Annotated in this window: 17 protein-coding genes; 15 read left to right on the top strand and 2 right to left on the bottom strand. The window is 67.6% G+C overall.

Features of this window, described 5'->3' with window-relative positions:
• Positions 1–108 precede the first annotated feature (108 nt).
• From QSK05_RS35670 to QSK05_RS35635, 8 genes are all read left to right on the top strand, one after another.
• Positions 109–2,265: a putative bifunctional diguanylate cyclase/phosphodiesterase gene (locus tag QSK05_RS35670; RefSeq protein ID WP_285601842.1), complete on the top strand. Its 2,157-nt coding sequence runs from the start codon at positions 109–111 to the stop codon at positions 2,263–2,265.
• Positions 2,262–2,801, top strand: a complete 540-nt coding sequence (locus QSK05_RS35665; RefSeq protein WP_285601841.1) for a DUF5317 domain-containing protein — start codon at positions 2,262–2,264, stop codon at positions 2,799–2,801. Before QSK05_RS35670 ends, QSK05_RS35665 begins: the two co-directional genes overlap by 4 nt.
• Before the next feature lie 246 nt (positions 2,802–3,047).
• Positions 3,048–4,055, top strand: a complete 1,008-nt coding sequence (locus QSK05_RS35660; RefSeq protein WP_285601840.1) for a LacI family DNA-binding transcriptional regulator — start codon at positions 3,048–3,050, stop codon at positions 4,053–4,055.
• Between the two features lie 372 nt (positions 4,056–4,427).
• Positions 4,428–6,080 (top strand): glycoside hydrolase family 13 protein, encoded by a 1,653-nt coding sequence (locus tag QSK05_RS35655; protein ID WP_285601839.1) that lies wholly within the window; start codon positions 4,428–4,430, stop codon positions 6,078–6,080.
• Positions 6,081–6,085: 5 nt separating this feature from the next.
• Positions 6,086–7,453 (top strand): ABC transporter substrate-binding protein, encoded by a 1,368-nt coding sequence (locus QSK05_RS35650; protein ID WP_285601838.1) that lies wholly within the window; start codon positions 6,086–6,088, stop codon positions 7,451–7,453.
• Between the two features lie 4 nt (positions 7,454–7,457).
• Positions 7,458–8,411 carry a carbohydrate ABC transporter permease gene (locus tag QSK05_RS35645; protein WP_285601837.1) on the top strand — a complete coding sequence of 318 codons (954 nt, stop codon included), beginning with the start codon at positions 7,458–7,460 and terminating at the stop codon, positions 8,409–8,411.
• Positions 8,408–9,286 carry a carbohydrate ABC transporter permease gene (locus tag QSK05_RS35640; protein ID WP_285601836.1) on the top strand — a complete coding sequence of 293 codons (879 nt, stop codon included), beginning with the start codon at positions 8,408–8,410 and terminating at the stop codon, positions 9,284–9,286. Before QSK05_RS35645 ends, QSK05_RS35640 begins: the two co-directional genes overlap by 4 nt.
• A gap of 39 nt (positions 9,287–9,325) precedes the next feature.
• Positions 9,326–10,156, top strand: a complete 831-nt coding sequence (locus tag QSK05_RS35635; protein ID WP_285601835.1) for an alpha/beta fold hydrolase — start codon at positions 9,326–9,328, stop codon at positions 10,154–10,156.
• 3 nt (positions 10,157–10,159) lie between these two features.
• Here the strand turns inward: QSK05_RS35635 and QSK05_RS35630 are convergent, their stop codons facing one another.
• Complete coding sequence (locus QSK05_RS35630; protein WP_285601834.1) at positions 10,160–12,478, bottom strand: putative bifunctional diguanylate cyclase/phosphodiesterase; 2,319 nt, start codon at positions 12,476–12,478, stop codon at positions 10,160–10,162.
• A 159-nt stretch (positions 12,479–12,637) separates the two neighbouring features.
• Between QSK05_RS35630 and QSK05_RS35625 the strand changes: the two genes are divergently transcribed.
• The 5 genes from QSK05_RS35625 (at position 12,638) to QSK05_RS35605 (ending at position 17,210) form a co-directional block, all read left to right on the top strand.
• The gene (locus tag QSK05_RS35625; RefSeq protein WP_285601833.1) at positions 12,638–13,345 is read left to right on the top strand and encodes a response regulator transcription factor; all 708 of its coding nucleotides are present in this window, start codon (positions 12,638–12,640) and stop codon (positions 13,343–13,345) included.
• Positions 13,342–14,781 (top strand): sensor histidine kinase, encoded by a 1,440-nt coding sequence (locus QSK05_RS35620; protein ID WP_285601832.1) that lies wholly within the window; start codon positions 13,342–13,344, stop codon positions 14,779–14,781. Before QSK05_RS35625 ends, QSK05_RS35620 begins: the two co-directional genes overlap by 4 nt.
• Before the next feature lie 184 nt (positions 14,782–14,965).
• The gene (locus QSK05_RS35615; RefSeq protein WP_285601831.1) at positions 14,966–15,799 is read left to right on the top strand and encodes an LmeA family phospholipid-binding protein; all 834 of its coding nucleotides are present in this window, start codon (positions 14,966–14,968) and stop codon (positions 15,797–15,799) included.
• Positions 15,800–15,850: 51 nt separating this feature from the next.
• Positions 15,851–16,093 (top strand): DUF3072 domain-containing protein, encoded by a 243-nt coding sequence (locus QSK05_RS35610; RefSeq protein ID WP_285601830.1) that lies wholly within the window; start codon positions 15,851–15,853, stop codon positions 16,091–16,093.
• A gap of 19 nt (positions 16,094–16,112) precedes the next feature.
• The gene (locus QSK05_RS35605; protein ID WP_285601829.1) at positions 16,113–17,210 is read left to right on the top strand and encodes a carboxylate-amine ligase; all 1,098 of its coding nucleotides are present in this window, start codon (positions 16,113–16,115) and stop codon (positions 17,208–17,210) included.
• Positions 17,211–17,220: 10 nt separating this feature from the next.
• Here the strand turns inward: QSK05_RS35605 and QSK05_RS35600 are convergent, their stop codons facing one another.
• Positions 17,221–18,201 (bottom strand): TIGR03557 family F420-dependent LLM class oxidoreductase, encoded by a 981-nt coding sequence (locus QSK05_RS35600; protein WP_352303807.1) that lies wholly within the window; start codon positions 18,199–18,201, stop codon positions 17,221–17,223.
• A 195-nt stretch (positions 18,202–18,396) separates the two neighbouring features.
• On the opposite strand from QSK05_RS35600, the gene QSK05_RS35595 reads away from it, so the two are divergent.
• Entirely contained in the window at positions 18,397–19,962 is a 1,566-nt protein-coding gene (locus QSK05_RS35595; RefSeq protein ID WP_285601827.1) for a methyl-accepting chemotaxis protein, read from the top strand.
• An 824-nt stretch (positions 19,963–20,786) separates the two neighbouring features.
• Positions 20,787–21,071: a hypothetical protein gene (locus tag QSK05_RS35590; RefSeq protein ID WP_285601826.1), complete on the top strand. Its 285-nt coding sequence runs from the start codon at positions 20,787–20,789 to the stop codon at positions 21,069–21,071.
• The last annotated feature ends 1,173 nt before the right edge of the window (positions 21,072–22,244 follow it).

The following is a 22,244-nucleotide window of genomic DNA, read 5'->3' as shown; positions in this document are numbered from 1 at the left end:
CAGACAAGTGGGGCTGAGCGCGGTCAGCTGAATCCGTACGTCCGCGTCTCCCCGGTACCGGCCCGGTCGGGTCAGTACCGGGGAGGCGCCACGGGAAGCAGGGGCGGGATGACGGACACCGGATCCGGCGTGGCGCACCCACGGGTCACACCGCTCGGCCTTTTCGTCACAGCAGTCATCGTGGCGGCCCTTCCCATCCTCGTCTGGTCACTGGCGGCGTTGCTGCTGCAGCCACGACAGTTCGGCGTCGATCGCCTGGTGATCGTCTTCCTGCTGCTCGGCGTGATCATCGGCGAGCTGACCTCGGTCGAGGTCGTGCTGCACGACAGCCGCACCTACCTGATGACGCTCTCCACCACGTTCATCGTGGCCCTGATCTTCGCCGCCCCGCTCGGCCTGGTGATCCTGGCCCAGTGCGTGCCGCTCCTCATCGACGACCTGAAACAGGGCCGGCACTGGTCCCGGCCGGTGTTCAACCTCGGACAGTACGTTCTGGCCGTCGCGGCCGGCCGCTGGATCTTCAGCCTGGTCGCCCATCAGTCGTTCTTCGTGCCCGAGCACTTCCAGCGCGACGACGTGGGCCCGGCCATCCTCGCCTCCGGGGCCTACTTCCTCGTCAACAACGGCCTCGTGGTGACGGTGATCGCCCTGGCCAGCCGGCGGATCGAGGGAGCTCGCCTGTGGATCGACGTGCGCCAGAACATCACCACCTGGGGCCCCATGGTGGCCATGGCCCCGATCTGCCTGGCCGTCACCAACTTCTCGCTCTGGCTCGTACCGCTGGTGCTGATGCCCGTCATCGCGGTGCACCAGATCTCCAAGCTGGCCCTGGAACATCGCCACAGCGCCCAGCACGACGCCCTCACCGGCCTGCCCAACCGCTCGTTCTTCCTGCTCCAGCTCGACCGGATGCTCGCCGAGAAGGCTGCCGGTGAGCCCGTGCTCGGCGTCATGTTCATCGACCTCGACCACTTCAAGGAAATCAACGACACCCTCGGTCACGACGCCGGCGACGCCCTGATCTGCGACATCGGGCAGCGTCTGCGCTCGGCCATGTCCGACGACGTGACGGTGGCCAGGCTCGGCGGCGACGAGTTCGCCGTGCTCAGCCGCCTCTCCTGCGCCGATCCCCTGACCGAGGCCACCGACCTGGCCGGGCGGCTCACGGCCACCCTCGACGACCCGGTCAGCGTGGCCGGAATCCGCCTGGAGGTACGCGCCAGCATCGGTATCGCCCTGGCGCCGCAGCACGCGCGCAGCAGTGCCGATCTGCTCGCCAAGGCCGACATCGCGATGTACCTGGCCAAGGGCAACGGGGGCGGTGTGGCCGTCTACGACCCGAGTAAGGACGAGAACACCACCGAGCGCCTGCTGCTGCTCACCCAGCTGCACGACGCCCTGGCCGACGACCAGCTCACCGTCTACTACCAGCCGAAGTGCGACGTGCGGTCCGGCCGGGTGGTCGGCGCCGAGGCCCTGGTGCGCTGGCAGCATCCGCATCGCGGTCTGCTGGGCGCCGACCAGTTCATCCCGCTGGCCGAGACCACCGAGCTGATCACCCAGCTCACCCTGGTCGTGCTGGAGCAGGCCATCAGCCGGACCCGGGTCTGGCTGGACCAGGGCCGGCACCTCGGGGTGGCCGTCAATCTCTCGGTGCGGCACCTGGCCGACGTACGGCTGCCCGAGCAGGTCGACACCCTGCTCAAGCGCTACTGCGTGCCTCCCGCACTGCTCACGCTCGAGGTCACCGAGAACACCGTGATGACCGATCCGCACCGCGCCGTGGCCGTGCTGGCCATGCTGCGGGCCGCAGGGGTGCGCATCGCCATCGACGACTACGGCACCGGCTACTCGTCCCTCGCCTATCTCAAGCGCCTCTCGGTCGACGAGCTGAAGATCGACCGCAGCTTCATCACCGGCATGACCAGCGACGACAACGACCAGATCATTGTCCGGTCGACCATCGACCTGGGCCACAACCTCGGCCTGCGGGTGGTTGCGGAGGGCGTCGAAGACGTCGAGAGCTGGCGGCATCTACAGATTCTCGGATGCGACGTGATCCAGGGGTTCATCGTGCAGGCACCGCTGTCCGCCACCGAGTTCGACGCCTGGCTCACGGACTGGGAGTCGCACCGGTGTGAGCAGGTGGTGAGTGGGTTGGCCAGGGCGCGTCCGGTATCGATGGGGACGGTGGAGCGGCTGGGAACGCCTACCCCACTGCCGATCCGTGAGAGTCGTGACGCGCGCGAGGAGAAGCCCGCATGATCGTGGGCGTCGTGGCCCTCCTGCTGGTACTGGCCGTTCCGCTCACCGGCGGCAGTTTCCAGCGACTGGGCGAGATCTCCGTACGGGCCTGGGGACTGCTGCCGATCGCCCTGCTGCTACAGGTGCTGCTCTTCTCGGTGCTCTCGGATGTGCCTGCCTGGCTGGGCTTTCCGGTGCATCTGCTGACCTACGGACTGGCCGCGGTGTTCCTGTGGCGGAACCGCGCCGTTCGCGGGGTGCCCCTGATCGCCCTGGGCGCGGCCCTGAACGGAGTGACGATCGCCCTGAACCAGGGCACGCTACCGGCCTCGGAATGGGCGGTCCGCACGGCCGGACTACCTGCAGACGAGGGATTTTCGAACTCAGGCGTACTGGAGCACCCGATCCTGCCCTGGCTCGGCGACATCTTCGCCATCCCCGAAGGCCTCCCCTTCGCCAACGTCTTCAGCGTGGGCGACATCCTCGTCCTGGCCGGCGTGGCGGTGCTGGTGCTGGCGAACAGCCACTCGAAAGAGCCCGAAACAGCCCAAGCCTGAGGAAGCCCTCTATTCCTTCGTTCGTGATCATGCAAAACCTCCCCGGTATCCCTCCTCGCTCCCGTTCCGCTCGCTCCTTGGCTCACCCCTGCTCGCTCCTCGGATTGCCCCACTCCTTCCATTGCCGTGCCATTCCCGTTACTCGGCGTTAAGGGGGCCTCTTTTTTCGGCCGTCAGTCGCCCTCCCCGGGCGGCTTCTTGCGCAAGAGATGCAAGCTGCTTGCGTGTGGGCGTACTCTTCTTGCTGTGACACGACGACTGGCTGAGGTGGCGAAGAAGGTCGGCGTCAGCGAGGCCACAGTCAGCCGGGTGCTCAATGGGCGGCCGGGGGTTTCCGAGGCCACGCGGCGCTCGGTCCTCGCTGCGCTCGACGTGCTCGGTTACGAGCGCCCCACCCAGCTGCGCGGTGAGAGGGCCCGGCTGGTCGGCCTCATCCTGCCCGAGCTGCAGAACCCGATTTTTCCTGCGTTTGCCGAGGTTCTGGCCGGGGGAATCGTGCACCGCGGGCTCACGCCGGTGTTGTGCACCTGCTCGGCGGGCGGGATGAGCGAGCCGGCCTACGTCGAGATGCTGCTGGAGAAGCAGGTTTCCGGGGTGGTGTTCTTCGGCGGGGCGTCCAGCGAGGCCGATGCCGCGCACGATCACTTCGAGCAGCTCGAGAACCGCGGCATTCCCGTGGTTCTGATGAATGCGGCGGTCGAAGGTCTCGACTTCCCGACGGTTTCGACCGACGATACGGCGGCTGTCGGTCTGGCCTTCGCCCACCTGCGGTCACTGGGGCATGAGCGCATCGGCCTGGTGCTCGGGCCTCCCGATCACGTGCCGTCGCGGCGTAAGGGTGAGGCCTTCGGCAAGCTGGTGGCGGGGGCCGGTCTGGAGAGTGAAGGCCTGGTCGAGCACACCATGTTCACCGTCGAGGGCGGCCAGCTGTCGGCGTCCAAGCTGGTCGAACGAGGCGCTACCGCGGCCATTTTCGCCAGTGACATCCTGGCGCTCGGCGGCGTGAAAGCCGTGCGCCGAGCCGGGCTCCGAGTGCCCGACGACTTCTCCGTGGTCGGCTTCGACGACTCGTTTTTGATGAACTGCACCGACCCACCGCTGAGCACCATCCGCCAGCCGATCGAGTCGATGGGCCGAGCTGCCCTCACCCTCCTGATCAACCAGATCGAGGGTGGCATGACCATGGACCGCGAACTGCTCTTCGAGCCCGAACTGGTCGTGCGTTCGTCCACCGGAGCCGTCCCCCGCCGTTGACCCCCACCCCTTCGTGATCATGCAAAGTGTCCCCAGCGTTCTAGAACTCTGAGCCCGACAGTTCTAGAACTCCGGGGACACTTTGCATGATCACGGAAGGTTGGGAGGGGTTCTTGGTGGGCGCAAACGGATGGCGCGCGTTGCGTACATCGACAACGTTGCCGTGAATCAGCGTGTTTCTTCCGCCTGATGTCGAATATTTGCAGCAGTAAATACGGCTCTTGCAAAAGGCTGTTGCCGACCTTACGGTGATCGCACCTCGAGGCCTTCCGGCCCTGAGCGCAGTTCCCGATCCCGGTCACAGCGTCGTTGCCCGGTGCTCCGGCGCCTGTTGCCGTCTGCCGCGCCCCTGGCGCAGGAGGTAGGCGCCGCGTGCACACCCGAACCGACCCTGAGTGGTGGCGCCATGCCGTCATCTACCAGGTCTACGTGCGCAGTTTCGCCGACGCGAACGGCGACGGCGTGGGTGATCTGGAGGGGGTGCGGTCGCGGCTGGAGTACCTGGCCGATCTCGGGGCGGACGCGATCTGGTTCACCCCCTGGTACCCGTCGCCGATGGCTGACGGCGGTTACGACGTGGCCGACTACCGCGACATCGAGCCCCTTTTCGGCAGCCTCGAGCAGGCCGAGCAGCTGATCGCAGAAGCCCGTGACCTGGGGCTGCGCACCATCGTCGATGTCGTGCCCAACCATCTGTCGAGCGTCCACCCGTGGTTCGAGCAGGCGCTGGCGGACGGGCCCGGCTCGCCGGCCCGGGAGCGGTTCTGGTTCCGGCCCGGGCTGGGTGAGAACGGTGACGAGATGCCGACTCACTGGGTCTCGAGCTTCTCGGGAGACACCTGGACCCGCACGGTGAACCCCGACGGCAGTCCGGGCGAGTGGTACCTGCATCTGTTCACACCCCAGCAGCCCGACCTGAACTGGTCGAATGCCCAGGTCAGGGCCGAACATGAAGACGTTCTGCGGTTCTGGTTCGACCGCGGTGTGGCCGGGGTGCGTATCGACTCGGCGGCGATGCCGGTGAAAGACCCGCTCCTGCCCGAGGTGCCGGCCCGGCCCGGACCGGGCGAGCACCCGTTCATCGACCGGGACGAGCTGCACGACATCTATCGGGGATGGCGGGCGGTCGCCGATTCCTACGACGACGAGCGCATCCTGGTCGGGGAACTGTGGCTGGACGATGCCCATCGGTTCGCCCGCTACCTGCGGCCCGACGAGATGCACACGGCATTCAACTTCGACTTCATGACCCGGCCCTGGGAGGCCAAGGAACTGCGGGCCTCCATCGAGACCACCCTGGCCGCCCACGAGCCCGTGAATGCACCAGCCACTTGGGTGCTCTCGAATCACGACGTGACCCGGCCGGTCACCCGCTACGGCCGGTCCGACTCGTCGTTCGCCTTCGCCGCGAAGCGGTTCGGTACACCGTCGGATGTGGATCTCGGGCGGCGCCGGGCCCGGGCGGCGGCGCTGCTGGTGGCCGCCCTGCCCGGAAGTCTCTACATCTACCAGGGCGACGAGCTGGGGCTGCCCGAGGTGGAGGACATTCCGCTCGACAATCTCCAGGACCCCATGCATTTCCGTTCCGGGGGAGTGGATCCTGGCCGGGACGGCTGCCGGGTACCGCTTCCGTGGACGAAGGCGGAGACCGGCGCCGGGTTCGGTCCGGACGATGCCCACGCGCAGCCCTGGCTCCCGCAGCCGGCGACCTGGCCCGGGCTGAGTGTGGAGGCGCAGCAGCACGACCCGCAGTCGATGCTCACCCTCTACCGGGAGACGCTCCGTCTGAGGCGATCCGAGACTGATCTGAGGACAGACACGATCGACTGGTTGCCGGCGTCCTCTGGGGTGATCGCCTTCCGCCGGGGCACCCGGTTCGCCTGCGTGGTGAATCTGGGGGCCGAGGCCACGTCCTTGCCCGAGCAGGCCAGGGTGCTCCTGGTCAGTGGACCTCTCGACGGCGATCAGGTCCCGCCCGACACCGCCGTCTGGATACATCTGCCCATGGTGAAAATTGAGGAGTGACAATGATGTCCATCCGATCGACGACAGCACTGACCATCGCCGGCCTGGCCGGCCTCACCCTGTTGACCGCGTGCGGGGGTGATTCCGACAGCGACGAGAGCGCCGGTGGCAAGGTCTCGATCACCGTGGCGAGCGATGCCGGGCTCACGCCCGAGGCGATCAGCTCGTACGACCAGCAGATCGCGAGCTTCCGGAAGAAATATCCGAACATCGAGGTGAAGCGCGAGGAGTACACCTGGACCGGACCGACCTTCGCGGCGAAGCTGGCCGGGGGCACGCTGCCCGACGTGTTCACCCTGCCGTTCACCGACGGCCGCACGCTGATCGCCCGCCGGCAGGTGGCCGACATCAGCGACGAGGTCGCGAAACTGTCGTATGCCAACAGCTTCAACCCGAATGTGGTGGCCGCCGGGAAGAGTGACGACGGTGCGGTCGAACTGGTGCCCATCGCGGCGTACGGCCAGGCGCTGCACTACAACCGGGCGCTGTTCGAGGAGGCCGGGCTGGACCCGGACAAGCCCCCGACGACGTGGGCCGAAATCCGCTCGGCGGCCGATCAGATCGCCGAGAAGACCGGTCAGGCGGGGTATGCGGTGATGACGAAGGGCAACACCGGCGGCTGGATCCTCTCGACCGAGGCCTACGCGATGGGTGGACGGATGACCCAGGCGAACGGCGACGAGCAGAAGGCCACGGTGGACAACGCCGGGGCGAAGGAGGCCCTGAAGCTGGTGCAGGACATGCGCTGGCAGGACGACTCGATGGGCTCGAACTTCGGCTACGACTGGAACGGGATCAACCAGGCGTTCGCCGCGGGCAAGATCGGTATGTTCGTCACCGGCGGTGGGACCTACGACAACCTGGTGTCGCAGAATGAGATCAAGCCGGCCGACTACGGACTCACCGTGCTGCCGCTGCAGGGTACCGACGCCGGGGTGCTGGGTGGCGGCACGCTGGCTGCGGTCAGCGTGAAGGCCAGTGATGCGCAGAAGGCCGCCGCGGTGAAGTGGATCGACTTCTTCTACATGCAGAAGCTGATCACGCAGGAGGGTGCCGTGCGCGACGCGCAGAACCGGCAGGCCGACAAGCAGCCCGTGGGTACCCCGCAGTTGCCGGTGTTCGACCAGGCCACTGAGCAGAAGCGACTGGGGTGGATCAAGAGTTACGTGGACGTACCGCTGGAGCAGATGACGAACTACACCAGTGCCGCGTTCCAGCAGCCCCTGGTGCCCGAGCCGCCGGTGGCCACCCAGGATCTCTACGCCGCGCTCGACCCGGTGGTGCAGAAGGTACTGACCGACAAGAACGCGAATGTGGACGACCTGTTGTCCCAGGCCAACTCCGAGGTGCAGACCGTGCTGGACCGGAGCTGACGGGATGAGCGTGATCGACCGTCCGGTCGTGCCTGCCCATTCCCCCAAAGCCCGGAGGGCCCGGAAAGCCACGGTGCGCAAGGTCCGGGGCAACGGCCTCGCCACCGTCGTCTTCCTGCTGCCCATGCTCATCGCGTTCGGGGTGTTCAGCTGGTTCCCGATCGGGCGGGCACTGGTGATGAGCGTGCAGCAGACCAATCTGGTCACCCCGGCCACGTTCGTCGGGCTGGACAACTACGTCTATGTGCTGCATGACCCCGACCTCTGGACGGCGATCCGTAACACCGGCTACTTCGCCGGTCTGGCACTGGGTTTCGGGTACCCGATTCCGCTGTTGCTCGCGGTGGTGATGAGTGAGGTACGGCGCTGGCGGGGCATCTACACGGCACTGGCCTACCTGCCGGTGGTGGTGCCGCCGGTGGTGGCCGTGCTGCTCTGGAAGTTCTTCTACGACGGGGGCCCGACCGGGGTGTTCAACACCGTGCTCGGCTGGATCGGGCTGGGGCCCTACCCGTGGCTGAACTCCTCGTCGCTGGCCATGCCCTCGCTGGTGCTGGAGGCCACCTGGGCCGCGGCGGGCGGCACGGTCATCATCTACCTGGCAGCCCTCACGGCAGTGCCGCCGGAGCTCTACGACGCGGCTGAGGTGGATGGCGCCTCGATCCGTCAGAAGATCTGGCACGTCACGCTTCCCCAGCTGCGGGGGGTGTTGCTGGTGACCATGATCCTGCAGCTCATCGGTACTGCGCAGGTCTTCCTCGAGCCGTACCTCTTCACCGGCGGTGGTCCGTCCAAGGCCACGCTGACTCTGCTGCTGCTCGTGTACGACTACGCGTTCGGATCCAGTCTGAGTGGTGACTTCGGCGCCGCGACGGCTCTCAGCGTGATGCTCGCCGTGGTGCTGGCCTTGCTCTCGGCCCTCTATTACCGTCTCACCCGATCGTGGAGCCAGTCGTGACGGATCGCAGCATTGTCTCGAGCAACGAGCGCCGTAAACCTTTGATACGAAAGACGCTCACACTGACGGAAGTGGGTCTGCTGGGTGCGCTGGTGGTCATCGGGCTGGGCCCGTTGCTGTGGCTGGCCAAGGCCGCGATCACTCCGACCCGCGACACGCTGCGTGAGCCGATGGCGCTGTGGCCGAACGGTTTCGACTTCGCCAATCTGTCCACGGCCTGGAACCACGAGCACCTGGATCGGTACTTCCTGAACACGCTGGCCGTTGCGGGCGGTTCGTGGGCCAGTCAGCTCCTGGTGGCCACGACGGCGGGTTATGCGCTGTCGGTGCTGCGGCCCCGGTACGGAAAACTGCTCACCGGGCTGGTACTCGGCACCATGCTGGTGCCGGCGGTGGTGCTGCTCGTGCCGCTCTACCTGACCGCGCTGGACGTGCCCGGGCTGCACATCTCGCTGATCAACTCGTGGTGGGCGGTCTGGCTGCCGGCCGCGGCCAGTCCGTTCAACGTCATCCTGGTCAAGCGCTTCTTCGACAATCTGCCCCGGGAGGTGTTCGAGGCCGCGATGGTCGACGGGGCCGGGCCGTTCCGTTTGTTCTGGTCGATCGTTCTCCCCATGTCCAGGCCGATTCTCGGCGTGGTGTCGGTGTTCGCGGTGGTGGCGGCCTGGAAGGACTTTCTCTGGCCGTTGCTCGTGCTGCCCGACCCGGACAAACAGCCGCTCTCGGTACGGCTGCCGATCCTGGCCGAAACCATCCAGTTGGACGTCCTTCTGGCCGCTTTGTTCATCTCGACCCTGATTCCGATGGTTCTGTTCCTGGTTTTTCAGAGATTCTTCCTGCGTGGGGCCGGGTTGAGTGGCGCGGTGAAGGGGTGAGCCTAGGCTCGGCGTACGTCTTCATCTGGAGGTAGGAACGTGCCCAGACTCACTGTCAGCAGCGATGTCGAGAACGCCGAACTTCACTACACCGACCAGGGATCAGGCCGCCCGGTGGTGCTGATCCACGGCTGGCCGCTCTCCGGTCGCTCCTGGGAGAACCAGGTGCCCGCCCTGGTTGCTGCCGGGTACCGGGTGATCACTTACGACCGAAGGGGATTCGGTGAATCATCGCAGCCCTGGAACGGTTACGAGTACGACACCTTCGCCGCCGACCTGAACGCACTGATCACGTCTCTCGACCTGAACGAGGTGACGCTGGTCGGGTTCTCCATGGGGGGTGGTGAGGTGGCCCGGTACATCGGCACCTACGGCACCGGCCGGGTGGCCCGGGCCGTCTTCGCCGGGGCCGTGCCGCCGTACCTGTACAAGACCGACGGCAATCCGGACGGTGGTCTGGACGACGCGACCATCAAGCAGTTCCAGGACGGTGTGGTCACCGACCGCCTGGCCTTCCTGGAAGGGTTCGTGGAGACTTTCTTCAGCGTGGACGGCAAGGCTCTGGTGAGCGACGCGCAGCAGCAGTACGCCCGGCAGATCGCCGCCTTCGCCTCGCCCAAGGGCACTCTGGAGTGCATCCTGGCGTTCGGCACGACCGACTTCCGCGACGACGTCGCCAAGATCGACGTGCCCACGCTGGTCATCCACGGCGACAGCGACTCGATCGTGCCGTTCGAGGTGAGCGGGAAGCGGGTGGCCGAGACCGTTCCCGGCGCCCAGGTCCACGTGATCAAGGGTGGCCCGCACGGGATGAACGCCACTCACCCCGCGGAGTTCAACGAGGCTCTGCTGGCCTTCCTGGAGAACTAGGGATCAGACGGGAACGCGCGGTGTCACCAGGCTGGGGTATCGCGTCAGCCAGGTGACGAAGGCGTCCTTGGGCAGCGGCGCGGCGAACAGGTAGCCCTGTGCCTCGTCGCAGCCCAGGTCGCCCAGCCGGGCCAGCGTGTCCGGGTCTTCCACCCCTTCGACGAGCAGCCGCATCCCGAGCCGGTGCGCGATCTGGGCGGTGCCGGCCACGATCGCGGCGGTGCGCTCGTCGTGCAGGATGCGTTGCGTGAAGGTGCGGTCGATCTTCAGCTCGGTCGCCGGGATGTCGTTCAGGTAGCTCAGCGACGAGTACCCGGTGCCGTAGTCGTCGATGCTGATGGCGAAGCCCCGGTCGGCCATGGCCCGGATCATGGTGCCGGCCAGCTGCGGATCGGCCATGAAGCCGGTCTCGGTGATCTCCATGACGAACTGGGCGGGGTCGATGTCCCGCTCGAGCACGTCGTCGAGGATCTCCAGCAACCGGGGCTCGGCGAGGAAGCCCGCCGAGAGATTGACCGACACCCGCAGCCGCTGGCCCGCAGCCCGCCAACGTTGCCACTGGGTGACCGACTCGTGCAGTACCCGTTCGGTGAGGACACCCATCAGGCCCTGGTTCTCGACCAGGTCGATGAACCGGGAGGGACCCAGCAGGCCGTGCCGCGGGTGCTCCCAGCGGGCCAGGGCCTCGGCACCGACCACCCGGTCGTCACCGATCCGGACCTGGGGCTGGAAGAACACTTTGATCTGCTCCGCGACCGCGGCCGGCTGGGAGAATGTCCACTGCAGGTCCTCGGCCAGTTCCAGCTCTTCCTGGGCCGCAGCGTCCAGGTCGGGGTCGTAGCGACCGACCCCCGCCCCGGCGTTCTTGGCCCGGTACATCGCCACATCGGCGCGGCGCATCAGCTCGACGCCGGGCATGCCGGGCTCGTTCAGGGCCACCCCGACGCTGGCGTAGACGCGTAGCGGCCTCCCGTCCAGGCTGCGGTAGGTGGCCCCGGCCTCGACCAGGTCGTGGGCGGTCTGTTCGACGTGGCTGACAGCGGCCCCGGTGAGCAGCACAGCGAACTCGTCACCACCGAGGCGGGCCAGCAGGCCGCCGGGTGGCACGTGCCGGGCGAAGCTGGTGCTGACGTCCTGCAGCAGCCGGTCACCGACGGGGTGCCCGTAACGGTCATTGATCAGCTTGAATCGGTCCAGGTCGATGAGCAGCAGCGCGACCGGGGTGTTCTGGGCCAGGCCCTGGTCGATGGCCGTCACCATGGCCCGGCGGTTGGCCGCACCGGTGAGCTCGTCGGTGAGCGCCTCCTGCCGGGCGCGGGCCAACACGGCCAGGTCGCGTACCACGGTCACGAACCGGTAGCAGGCACCCAGCGCCGCGGCGGCGGCCAGACCGGTGACCAGAACGTTCTGCTGGTCCGACAGGGCCTGCTGGATCAGGACGAACAGGCCGGCTGTCAGCACGGTCAGAGCGCTGGCCGTGGTGGTCTCGGTCATGGCGGGCAGCAGTTCGGTGCGTTCCACCGGGCGCTGGTGGGCCAGGCCGATCAATGCCGCGGCCACCAGGACCAGCCCCTGGGCGGCGGCGGCCCCGTGCGCGTGCGGGCCGGTACTCAGCACCAGAGGGGCCAGTGCCACCATCAGCGGGGTGGCCATGGCCCCGGTCAGGAGCCAGGCCCGGGCGTCGGAGGCGAGGCCGGTGAGATTGGCGATGGCGACCGCCGAGCCGAACAGCACCACCCCGGTGCCGAGCAGCGCGTACCCGGCCTCAGTGCGCCAGAAGCCGGCCGGGTCGTCGGCCAGGACCGGCTGGTGCACGGCGTTGGCGATGGCGACCACCACCATCCAGGCGCCGACCCCGTTGAGGATGTCATTCGGGTCGGCGAGTGTGGTGCGTACCTGCTTCCAGCCCACCAGCCCGTTGTAGAAGAACGGTCCGGCGGCAATGCACCCCACGGTGAACACGATCCAGCCGAGGTCGGTGCCGGGAGGGTAGGGACCGTGCGCGAGCAGGGCCGCGCCCTGCCCGGCGAACACGGCCACGGTCAGGATCAGCGCCCCCAGCAGCAGGTAGCGCCAGACCTGGATCTCGTTCGCCCCGGCCTCGGGCCGGCGCCGGTTGCGCCGCAGGAGCACACCGGTGACCGCGGCCAGATAGGTCGCGAGCAGGCAGTTCGCGGCCTCGGCGAGTGCGAACGGGGCATCGACCGTGGCGGCTGCCGCCCCGAGGGCGCCCAGCAGGGTGAGGGCGGAGAGGATCAGCCCGACCACCGAGGCGCTGCGGATCCATCGCCCGGCTCCGGTGGCGTACCGGGGCTGCGTCACGTCTCTCCATCGGTCACGGGTACAGGCGTCTGACGGTTCCGGTGCGCGCTCACCCGTCCGGCACCCGTCGGGCCGCGTACCTTCGCTGGACAGTGTGCAAGGTGATGACACGTCATGTGGTCGAGATGGCTGTGAATCATGAGATGGGAGGATGTGCGCGTGAACACCACCGGTCGCATTCTCGTGGTGGACGACGACCCCGGTATCGGCGAGCTGCTGGTCTCCGCTCTCGGATTCGCCGGTTTCACGGTGACGGCGGTCACGGATGCCGCAGACGCCCTGAAGATCATCACCGCCGGTGAGACCGACGCGATGGTGCTCGACGTGATGATGCCGGGCATCGACGGGTTCGACCTGCTGCAGCTGCTGCGCTCGAAGGGCGACCGGCTGCCGGTGTTGTTCCTGACAGCCAGGGACGCGGTGGAGGATCGGGTGCGAGGGTTGCGGTTGGGGGCGGACGACTACGTCACCAAGCCGTTCAGCGTGGTCGAGGTGGTGGCCCGGCTGGAGGCCCTGCTGCGGCGGGCCCGCCCCGACGAACCGGACGAACCGGCGCCGGACGACGGCCGGCTGTGCCTGGCCGATCTCGAGCTGGACGACCAGGTGCACCGTGTGACCCGTGGCGGTGAGCCGATCCACCTCTCACCCACCGAGTTCCGGCTGCTGCAGTACCTGCTGCTCAATGCCGGTCGGGTTCTCTCCAAAGCCCAGATCCTGCAGCACGTCTGGCAGTACGACTTCGGTGGTGACTCGGGAGTGGTCGAGCGGTTCGTCAGCAACCTGCGCCGCAAGGTGGACGACGGGCGGGAACCGCTGATCCACACCGTGCGCGGATTCGGCTACTCCATCCGGAGCCCGCAATCGTGAGAGCCGGTCGGCTCTGGCCGGGAACCATCCGGGGGCGCCTCGTCCTGGCGGTCGTTCTGAGCATGACCGGGGTACTCGCAGGCAGCGCGGCGGTCACCGTCTGGGGTCTGAATTCCTACCTGGACGAACGGGTCTCGCGCCGGATGGAGAACGTTCGCGGGCAGATCCAGCGGGTCGTGGCGCTGAACGTGGCGAACCGTGGCCAGCTCGTGGTGAACGAGCAGCAGCTCGATCTGCTGCTGGGCGACAACAGCGGCCTGATTCTGGTGGTCGACGGCAAGCCTGGCCTGGCCGTCGACCTGCCCGACGTGCCCGCCCAACAGCTGATCGCGACGGCGTCGGCCTCACCCGGCCGGGTGGTGTTGGTAGATGGCGACGACCCGGTGGCCACTCTGGCGGTGCCGACCAAGGGCCTGAGGTTCCGCCTGGACCCGGGAGGCCAGGTCGTGGAGGTCGATGCGCTGGTGCTCGCCGTCAGCCGGGCCGACGACCAGCAGACCGTGCGCCGTCTGCTCCGCATCGGGCTGCTGGTGAGCCTGATGGCGCTGGCCCTGCTCGCGGTCCTGGTGGCCCTGATCGTGCGGGCCGGGCTGCGTCCGCTGACCGAGCTGGCCTCGGCCGTGCAGGCAGTGGGGCGGGGCGAACGGGAGCCGGACACCATCCCGATGACGGGCAGCACCGAGACCGGGCAGGTGGCCCGGGCCGCCCGGGACGCCTTCACCGCCCGGGCCCGGGCCGAGGACCGGCTGCGCACGTTCGTCGCCGACGCCTCGCACGAGCTGCGCACCCCGCTCACCAAGATCGGGGGCTGGGTGGACCTGTACCTGCAGGGCGGTCTCGGCGGTGAGGCAGGCATCCAGGCGGCGATGGAGAAGGTCGAGGCCGAGACCGGCCGGATGGGTCTCCTGGTGGAGGAACTGTCCCTGCTGGCCCGGCTGGATGCGCAGGTGCCCCTGGACCTCGAGAACCTCGACCTGCGTCCGCTGGTGGAGGAGGTGCTGGACGACGCCCGGGTGGTGTCGGCCGATCGCCGCTTCACCCTCGACGCCCCGGTGCAGCCCTTCACGGTGCACGGGGATCCGGAACGGCTGCGGCGGGTTCTGCGCAACCTTGTCGGCAACGCCGTCCAGCACACCCCGCCGGGCACCGGGGTCGAGGTGTCCATCCGATGGGTCGAAGCAGAGGACGACGTGGTCACCGTCGCGGTCCGGGATCACGGGGAGGGGATCCCGGCGGAGCAGCTACCGAAACTGTTCGAGCGGTTCTGGCGGGCCGACGAGAGCCGCACCCGGGCGAAGGGCGGTTCCGGCCTGGGACTGGCCATCGTCGAGGCGGTGGTCGTGGCGCACGGTGGCTCGGTGGGCGTGCAGTCGCAGGCCGGGCGGGGAACGACGGTGACCATCCGGCTCCCGGGCACCCCACCGAAGGCGGGCTGAAAGGCGTCCTCCATGAGGTCTGCGGGGGTGACCGGACCTGGACGTCGAGGAGACGAAGCTGCCGTCTTCCGAATCCGAACCTGTTCCGAAGAGTGGGGTTCTCGCGGGACCGGGCCCGCGACCTGCGCGTCATGGTGTTCGATGGGAGCTCGTCCGCCCGGTCATCCCGATGTGTGAGGGCTACGTGCACACAGAAGATCTGCAGGCCCGCGTGAACGTGACGCCGAGCGGGACCCCGTGGTTCCGGCGCCGTCGGCTGGTCGTGATCACCGCCGGCCTGGTGGTGCTCGCCGTGCTCGCGGTCGTCGCGAACGTGATGGTCACCCGCTACGTGAAGGACCAGGTGGTGCGGGTTCTGCGTTGCGCCACCGACGACGACACCCTTGACCCCACGGTGTCCCTGGGCAGCACCCCGCTGCTGTTCGGGCTGGTCTCCGGCGAGGTCCGGACGGTCACCATCGGTGGGCTTTCCACCACAGCGGTCTCCGGTCTGGACTCCCGGAAACCGGTTTCGGTGCCGGAAGGCACCCTCAGCGTCACCCTGGACGGTCTCGGAGTCCGCAAGCCGCACTCGGTGGAATCGGCGCAGGCGTCGGTGCACCTGCCCTGGGGCGGTCTGGGCGACCGGCTGGACTCGGAGGCGGACCTGACCGGGGCCACGCTCGCCGAGAAGGACGGGCTGCTCGCGGTCGCACTTCCCCAGAAGGTCGCGGGAGAGCAGGTGACGGCCCTGGTGAGTCTCGGGACCGACGGAGACAGCCTGACGGTGACACCCGAGTCGGTCATCATCGGTGGCCGCCAGATCGGGATCGGGCTCGTCTCCCTGCTGACCGGCGACCTGCTGAAGGACGAGAACGGTGAGAGCAGGCTCGAACCGCGCGTCATCGACCTGAATCTGCCCCAGGGCACAACCCTGGAGACAGTGAAGGTGCAGTCTGAGGGCCTGGACCTGGATCTCGGCGTCGATCCGGCACAGATCGGGAAAAGTGGTGCAGCGGGGCGTAACTGCCTCGCCTGAGGGGCCCTCTCGACGCGCGTCGAACGCTTGTCCTACCTAGTGTCTGCGGACATGAGCCAGAACACGTCGAACAATTCGGCCGCTGCCGCAGATGACGAAGCCGTGGCGGCGAGTACCAGCAAGCCGCCCGAAGAGTGGGTCACCGGTGACGAACCGGCCACAGGAGCCCAGCTCAGCTACCTGCAGACGCTGGCGAGGGAGGTCGACGAGGAACTTCCTGAGTCGCTGACGAAGGCCCACGCCTCCGAGTTGATCGACGAGTACCGCCAACGCTCCCCGCGCGTGGAGAGCTGATCGTCGTCACACTGGCGGAATGAGCCTGAGCCGACGGCGCACGGTCGGGGTGGAGGAGGAATTCCTCCTGGTGGACGATCACGGTGTTCCGAGTCCCGCCGCATCCCAGGTGACGGCCGGGGCGCACGAGGGCATCGAGCACGAACTGCAGCAGGAACAGGCCGAGACGGGCTCCCTGCCGCGCACCGAGCTGGCCCAGCTCGCGGAGGATCTCGAGACCCGCCGTGACGGGCTGGGCCGGCTCGCCGCCGACCACGGAGTTCACGTGGCCGGTCTGGGCACCAGCCCGGTGAACGCCGAGCCGACCCTGTACCCCGACGAGCGGTACCGGCGCATGGTCACCGACTACCGCACCACCGCCGCCGAGGTGCTGACCTGCGGTTGTCACGTACACGTCGGCATCGGATCACCGCAGGAGGGCATCGCCGTCATCAACGGCATCCAGCCCTGGCTCTCGGTCCTGCTGGCCCTCAGCGCCAATTCGCCGTACTGGCACGGGACGGACACCGGCTACGCCAGCTACCGGCGCCAGGTCCAGGACCGCTGGCCCATCTCCGGCCCGACCGGGGCGTTCCACGACCCCGACGAGTACCAGGCACTGGTCGACACCCTGATCCGTTCCGGGGTCATCCTCGACGTGGGCATGATCTATTTCGACGCCCGGCTCTCCGCGCGCTACCCCACGGTCGAGATCCGGGTGGCCGACGTCGGCACGGAACCGGACAGCGCCGTGGCGCTGGCGGCCCTGTGCCGGGCGCTGGTGGATTCCGCCGTGTCCGGCACCCCCTGGCCGTCGGCCCGGCCGGAGGTGCTGCGGGGCGCGGCCTGGCGGGCCTCCCGCTACGGGCTGACCGGTGATCTGGTGGATCCGATGACCGGACAACCGGTTCCGGCGCCGAACCGGGTGCAACAGCTCGTCGACCGGGTGCGGCCAGCCCTGATCCGTAACGGCGACCTGGACCGGGTCGAAACCGCACTGCACCAGGTGCTCGAACGTGGCACCGGGGCGGAACGGCAGCGGGCGGCCTACGCCCGGCGGGAGTCGCTCAGCGATGTCGTGCTCGATGCGGTGGAACGGGGCCGGCCGGTCCGGTCCGGGCCGGTCGACCATGTCTGAGCCCGCCTGACTACTTCTGACCGAAAACCGCGCGCACCGCCGGGAGCAGTTCCTTCTCGGCCGCCTCCAGGAAAGACTTCTGCTGGTCCCCACCGATCTGCACGAGCGCGACATCGGTGAAACCGGCCTCGGCGAAAGGCTTCAGCGCCTTCACCACGGCGTCAATGTCGGTGCCGCAGGGAATCTGCCCGGCCACGTCCTCGGGACGGACGAACTGGCTGGCCGCCGCGAACCCGGCCGTCGAGGGAATCTCGGCGTTCACCTTCCAGCCACCGGCGAACCAGCGGAACTGCTCGTGCGCCCGCTGCACCGCGGCGTCCCGGTCGGCGTCCCAGGAGATCGGCAACTGACCCACCTTGCGGGCCGGTGAACCCGAAGCGCTCGCGGCGTCCCAGCCCTGGCCGAGCTCCGGGTCCGGCTCGGTCGAGATCATCACCTCGGCCTTGGGGGCGAAGGCCGCCACCGACTGCGCCCCGCTGACGGCGACACCGATCGGCACCCGGGCTTCGGGCAGGTCCCAGAGTTTGGCCGAGTCGACGTGATAGTGCTTTCCCGCATAGGTGACATAGCCACCGTCGAACAGTGCTCCGATGATGTCGACGGCCTCTTCGAGCTTCTCGTGCCGGGTGTTGACGCCCGGCCAGCCGCCCCCGATGACGTGCTCGTTCAGGTTCTCGCCGGAGCCCAGGCCGAGGGTGAACCGGCCGTTGCTGAGCAGGCCCACCGTCGCGGCCTGCTGAGCCACCACGGCCGGGTGGTAGCGGCCGATCGGGCAGGTCACGTAGGTCATCAGCTCGAGGCTCGAGGTGACCTGGCTCACCGCCCCGAGCGTGGCCCAGGCGTTGGGGCTGTGGCCCTGGGCGTCGAGCCAGGGGAAGAAGTGGTCGCTCATCACGGCCAGCGTGAAGCCGGCCTGCTCCGCTGCGGCCGCGTCACGCACCAGGCTGCGAGGGTCGGTCTGTTCGCACATCAGGGTGTATCCGATGTTCACCATGCTCCGACCCTGGCACCGGCAGCGAAGGGCCGCACACGCAGGTGCCACCGCGGGCAGATATCGAAGATCGTTCTCGAAACGGACTTTTCGCCATACTGGAAAAGGTCAACGGTTCAGGGACCGGCTCCCGGTGCCGACGAACTACTCACCTCGCCAGGGTGGAGAGGCCGAATGGTGTCGGAGGCTGCTGCGGTGCGCGGATTCAGGTTCACGATCGGTCGGAGACTGGCACTGCTCGGCGGCATCGGTCTTGCCGTGGCCATCGTCAGCAACGTCGCGGCGTTGATGCTCTCGTCACAGGTCAACGATCTCCAGGAGCAGGAGCGCACGCACCTCAAGGCCCTGGTGCTGATCAAACAGCTGGACACCCGGGCCAGCGAGCTCAAGGTGGACGGCTACAAGGCGCTGCTCTCCGAGACACCGGCCGACCTCAAGCAGGACCTCACCGACGACAGCGCGACGGTCGACGAACTCTTCGCCGGCCTCGACGCGCTCGCGCTGGAGGCCGAGGACGAGCCGATGATCGCCGGGGTCCGTACGGCGTTCGACGACTACGTGAAGGCCATCGGCACCGTGATCGACGACGCGGTGAGCGACCAGGCCGCGGCCCGGGGCAACTACGAGGCGATCCAGACCGCCAACGACGCCACCGACGAGGCTGTGGGCAACGCCGCCGACCTGCTCGAGAAGGCGTCTTCCGCACTGGATGACGAGGCCGCGAGCACCTCCCGCACGATGAACGTCCTGACCATGGTGATTCTGGTGGTCGGTGCGGTGATCGTGGTGGTATCCACCCTGGCGCTCTCCCGGGCGATCTCCCGGCGGGCCACCAAGGCCGTCCAGGTGACGAAGGCCGTTGCCGCCGGTGATCTCTCGCAGCAGATCGGCGATCACGGCAATGACGAGATCGGTGACATCTCCGATGCCCTCGACGAGGCCACGGCACGGATCCGCACGGTGTTCACCTCGATCGGATCCACCTCTGAGCGGTTGCGCGGCGCTTCCGGAGGTCTGACCGCGGTCGCCGCCGAGGTCGGCCGGTCGGCGATGCAGACGTCGCAGCAGGCCGAAGTGGTGTCGCGAACAGCGGACGAGGTGTCCACCAACGTGCAGTCCGTCGCCGCCGGGGGCGAGGAGATGACTGTCTCGATCGCCGAGATCGCCCGCAACGCCCAGGAAGCGGCCCGGGTGGCGACCGGAGCGGTGTCGGCCGTGGAGTCGACCACCGGAACGATGAACAAGCTCGGTGACAGCTCGCGGGAGATCGGCGACGTGGTCAAGCTGATCACCTCGATCGCGGAGCAGACCAACCTGCTCGCGCTGAACGCGACGATCGAGGCGGCGCGGGCCGGTGATGCGGGTAAGGGCTTCGCGGTGGTCGCGGACGAGGTCAAGCAGCTGGCGCAGGAGACCGCCCGGGCCACCGAGGACATCTCCAAGCGCGTCGAGACCATTCAGGACGACGCGGACAGCGCCACCTCGGCCATCACCGAGATCGCGAACGTCATTGCGCAGATCAACGAGTTCCAGACCACGATCGCCTCCGCGGTGGAGGAGCAGACAGCCACCACCCAGAGCATCAACGCCGGGGTGGCGACCGCGGCCGACGGATCCAGTGAGATCGCCCGCAACATCTCCGGTGTGGCCAGTGCGGCGAACACCACCACGGCGACCATCGGTCAGGCCGAGGAGAGCGCCCGGGAACTGGCCGGAATGAGTGACGAACTGTCCCGGTTGGTGGCGGGATTCAGATTCTGATTCGTCGGGCGGCGGAGCCGGCAGCCACGGTGGAATCAGCTGTTCCGCTGGGAGAACGGGCGCCGGCGCGCAGACCGCCCGCCGGATGATGACCGGAGCCGGCGGGCGTCCCATGAGTGAGGGAAGCGGTTGGTCCTCATCGCGGTGATGAAGGAGAACACCCTCGTCCTGGGCTGATTCTCCTGGTGACGGCGCTGAGAAACTTGGCCGAACAAGTCTTCTCGCCCGGCAGCAGGGAACGGGCGGGGCGTACCGACACCGATCACGTGCATCATTTGGTGCGAAGAGATTCACCGCCCGGGAGCGATTCTCGCTTCCGGGCGGCTTTCGGTCCCGCTTCCGGACGGCTCGGCGCTGCACCGGTATGGCTGCCGGTCTGCGGAGATCACTGCCATGGCCCTCGTGCTGCGGCGCCTGACCGGAACCGGGCCGACCGTGGAGAGTCTCAGTGACCGACGGATGTCGGTGGCCGTGCTCCGGGACACCATCGTATTTGTCCAGGTCGGCGCCGGGATGGTCGACCTCAGGCCCATTCTCAACCACCGATCGACGTTTTCGCCGATGGTGAAATTCCGTTCCGTGCCGCGCGTACACCCGAAGCGGGTTCCTTACCACTCTTTGCGCGAAATTACGCAGAATCCCGGAGGTATGGCTGTGCCGTTCGGGTGGCTCTATGCTGTTCCTCGTTGTGCCAGTAGGTGATATGGCACTATTGAAATGAAGAACGCGGAGCGTGACGACATGTCCCGATGTAGCCGTGAGGGTTGTTACACAACGGTTTTCGGACCTGCCCAACAGGTTCGCGAGAGGACTATGGTGGCCTGATGAGTTCCAAGGATCTGGCTGTTCGCAGCGGTTCGGAGAAAAAACCGGGGCACGTGTCCGGTCCGGCCGGTGCTGTGTCGCGCCGTCCACTGGGGGCGCGTGCCCGCACGTTCGCCCAGCGTGTGCTGAAGAGAACTACTGCGCGCACCGTCATGGTCTGCTCGCAGTGCGAGCTCACCGGTGGTCCGTTCAGCCGTGAAGAGGCTGCTCACCTGCTGCGTATCCACGAGCAGATGCAGCACGGCATCGCCATGCACCGCCCGCCGCTTCCCCCGGCCCCCTGAGCACCACGTTCTTGTCGATCAGAGCTCCCCGTCGGTGTCGCCGGGGAGCTCTTCTGCTGTCTGAGGACTCCCGCCACGCGGATGTCCACCCGGACCGGACCCCTCCACCGAGCTCGCCGGATCTTTCCGTTGTAGGGGCCGTGACCTGCACGAATGCCGGCAGTCTGGTCGGGCTCGGACGGTGCGTCGTGGCTGGATTCTGGGGTGACGGTGGCTCCTGGATGCCTGGACCAGCCTCCTGCCGTGTTCCCGGCGTCATCCCGCACCGTTCGTTACCTCGCAACGGACCCCGGGAAGGGGTTTACCCGCTCCGCGCCTGGGAGATCCGGCCCGCTCGTCGGTCCACGTCCTTCGTGAGCAGGAGATCGCCCCTCATTCCCAAATTCGTCCGACTTCCTACAGGTGGACCTTCTAGGGGGCGGAGCCACCTGTCCGGCCGGCAGTTGAGGATCGCCTGATCAAACATGGAGGCGGCTGAGTGTGTGTGGACGCTGTGGTCGCCGCAGCAGGATCGGCAAGAGCGTCTGGTTCCGTGCAAGGAGATTGTTCGTCCCGATTCCTGGGACGGCTGCTTTTCTGGAACGGGACTACTGACGCCCTGGGGCCGGCTGCTGACCGTCCCGGGTGGGACGGTCGCGTCTGGTTACTCAGGGTGGCGGATTGGCTTCCTGCGAAGAGCGGGGAGGCAGCCCACGAAAGCCGGCTGCGGGGGCCCGACCAGGGTCGATGGTGGGTGACCGGGAGCACATCGAAGACCCCCATGAGCGATTCCCGACCCTCGTGACGTGCTGCGGCTGGGAAAACCGCAGGTGAACGGCGTGCGATCGGGGTGCGGCGTGGCGATTTGACGGAGCGTGGCCGTGATCCGTAATGTTCTGTCCCGTTGGGAACGCGAGAAACGGACACGAAAGTGGCCGGAACAAGGGTCCAACACCTCCTCCAAGGCACACGAAACTAAGTGACGTGCCTCCGCCAGTCGGAGAACGCGCCACAGACTTCGCGAGCCCCGAAGGAAATGCAACATCGTCGGTAATAACCGCGAAACGCGGATTTGACCGGCGAGCAACACAGGGTCTACTGTTTACAACGTCGCCAGGACGGAACGCCGAAAGGCAAGAAGTTCTGAGCGTCCGCTCCTTGAGAACTCAACAGCGCATCTGAACAACCGATGCC

This window comes from Kineosporia sp. NBRC 101731 (assembly GCF_030269305.1).
In the GTDB taxonomy this organism is placed as follows: Bacteria; Actinomycetota; Actinomycetes; order Actinomycetales; family Kineosporiaceae; genus Kineosporia.
Note: the sequence above shows the minus strand (reverse complement) of the source record. Positions and strands in the feature narration are given on the sequence as shown.

Bases quoted from the DNA above. Each gene is read 5' to 3' on its own strand.
- QSK05_RS35650 (WP_285601838.1), top strand. From the start codon at position 6,086: ATGTCCATCCGATCGACGACAGCACTGACCATCGCCGGCCTGGCCGGC.
- QSK05_RS35665 (WP_285601841.1), top strand. From the start codon at position 2,262: ATGATCGTGGGCGTCGTGGCCCTCCTGCTGGTACTGGCCGTTCCGCTC.
- QSK05_RS35590 (WP_285601826.1), top strand. From the start codon at position 20,787: ATGAGTTCCAAGGATCTGGCTGTTCGCAGCGGTTCGGAGAAAAAACCG.
- QSK05_RS35610 (WP_285601830.1), top strand. From the start codon at position 15,851: ATGAGCCAGAACACGTCGAACAATTCGGCCGCTGCCGCAGATGACGAA.
- QSK05_RS35605 (WP_285601829.1), top strand. From the start codon at position 16,113: ATGAGCCTGAGCCGACGGCGCACGGTCGGGGTGGAGGAGGAATTCCTC.
- QSK05_RS35670 (WP_285601842.1), top strand. From the start codon at position 109: ATGACGGACACCGGATCCGGCGTGGCGCACCCACGGGTCACACCGCTC.
- QSK05_RS35645 (WP_285601837.1), top strand. From the start codon at position 7,458: ATGAGCGTGATCGACCGTCCGGTCGTGCCTGCCCATTCCCCCAAAGCC.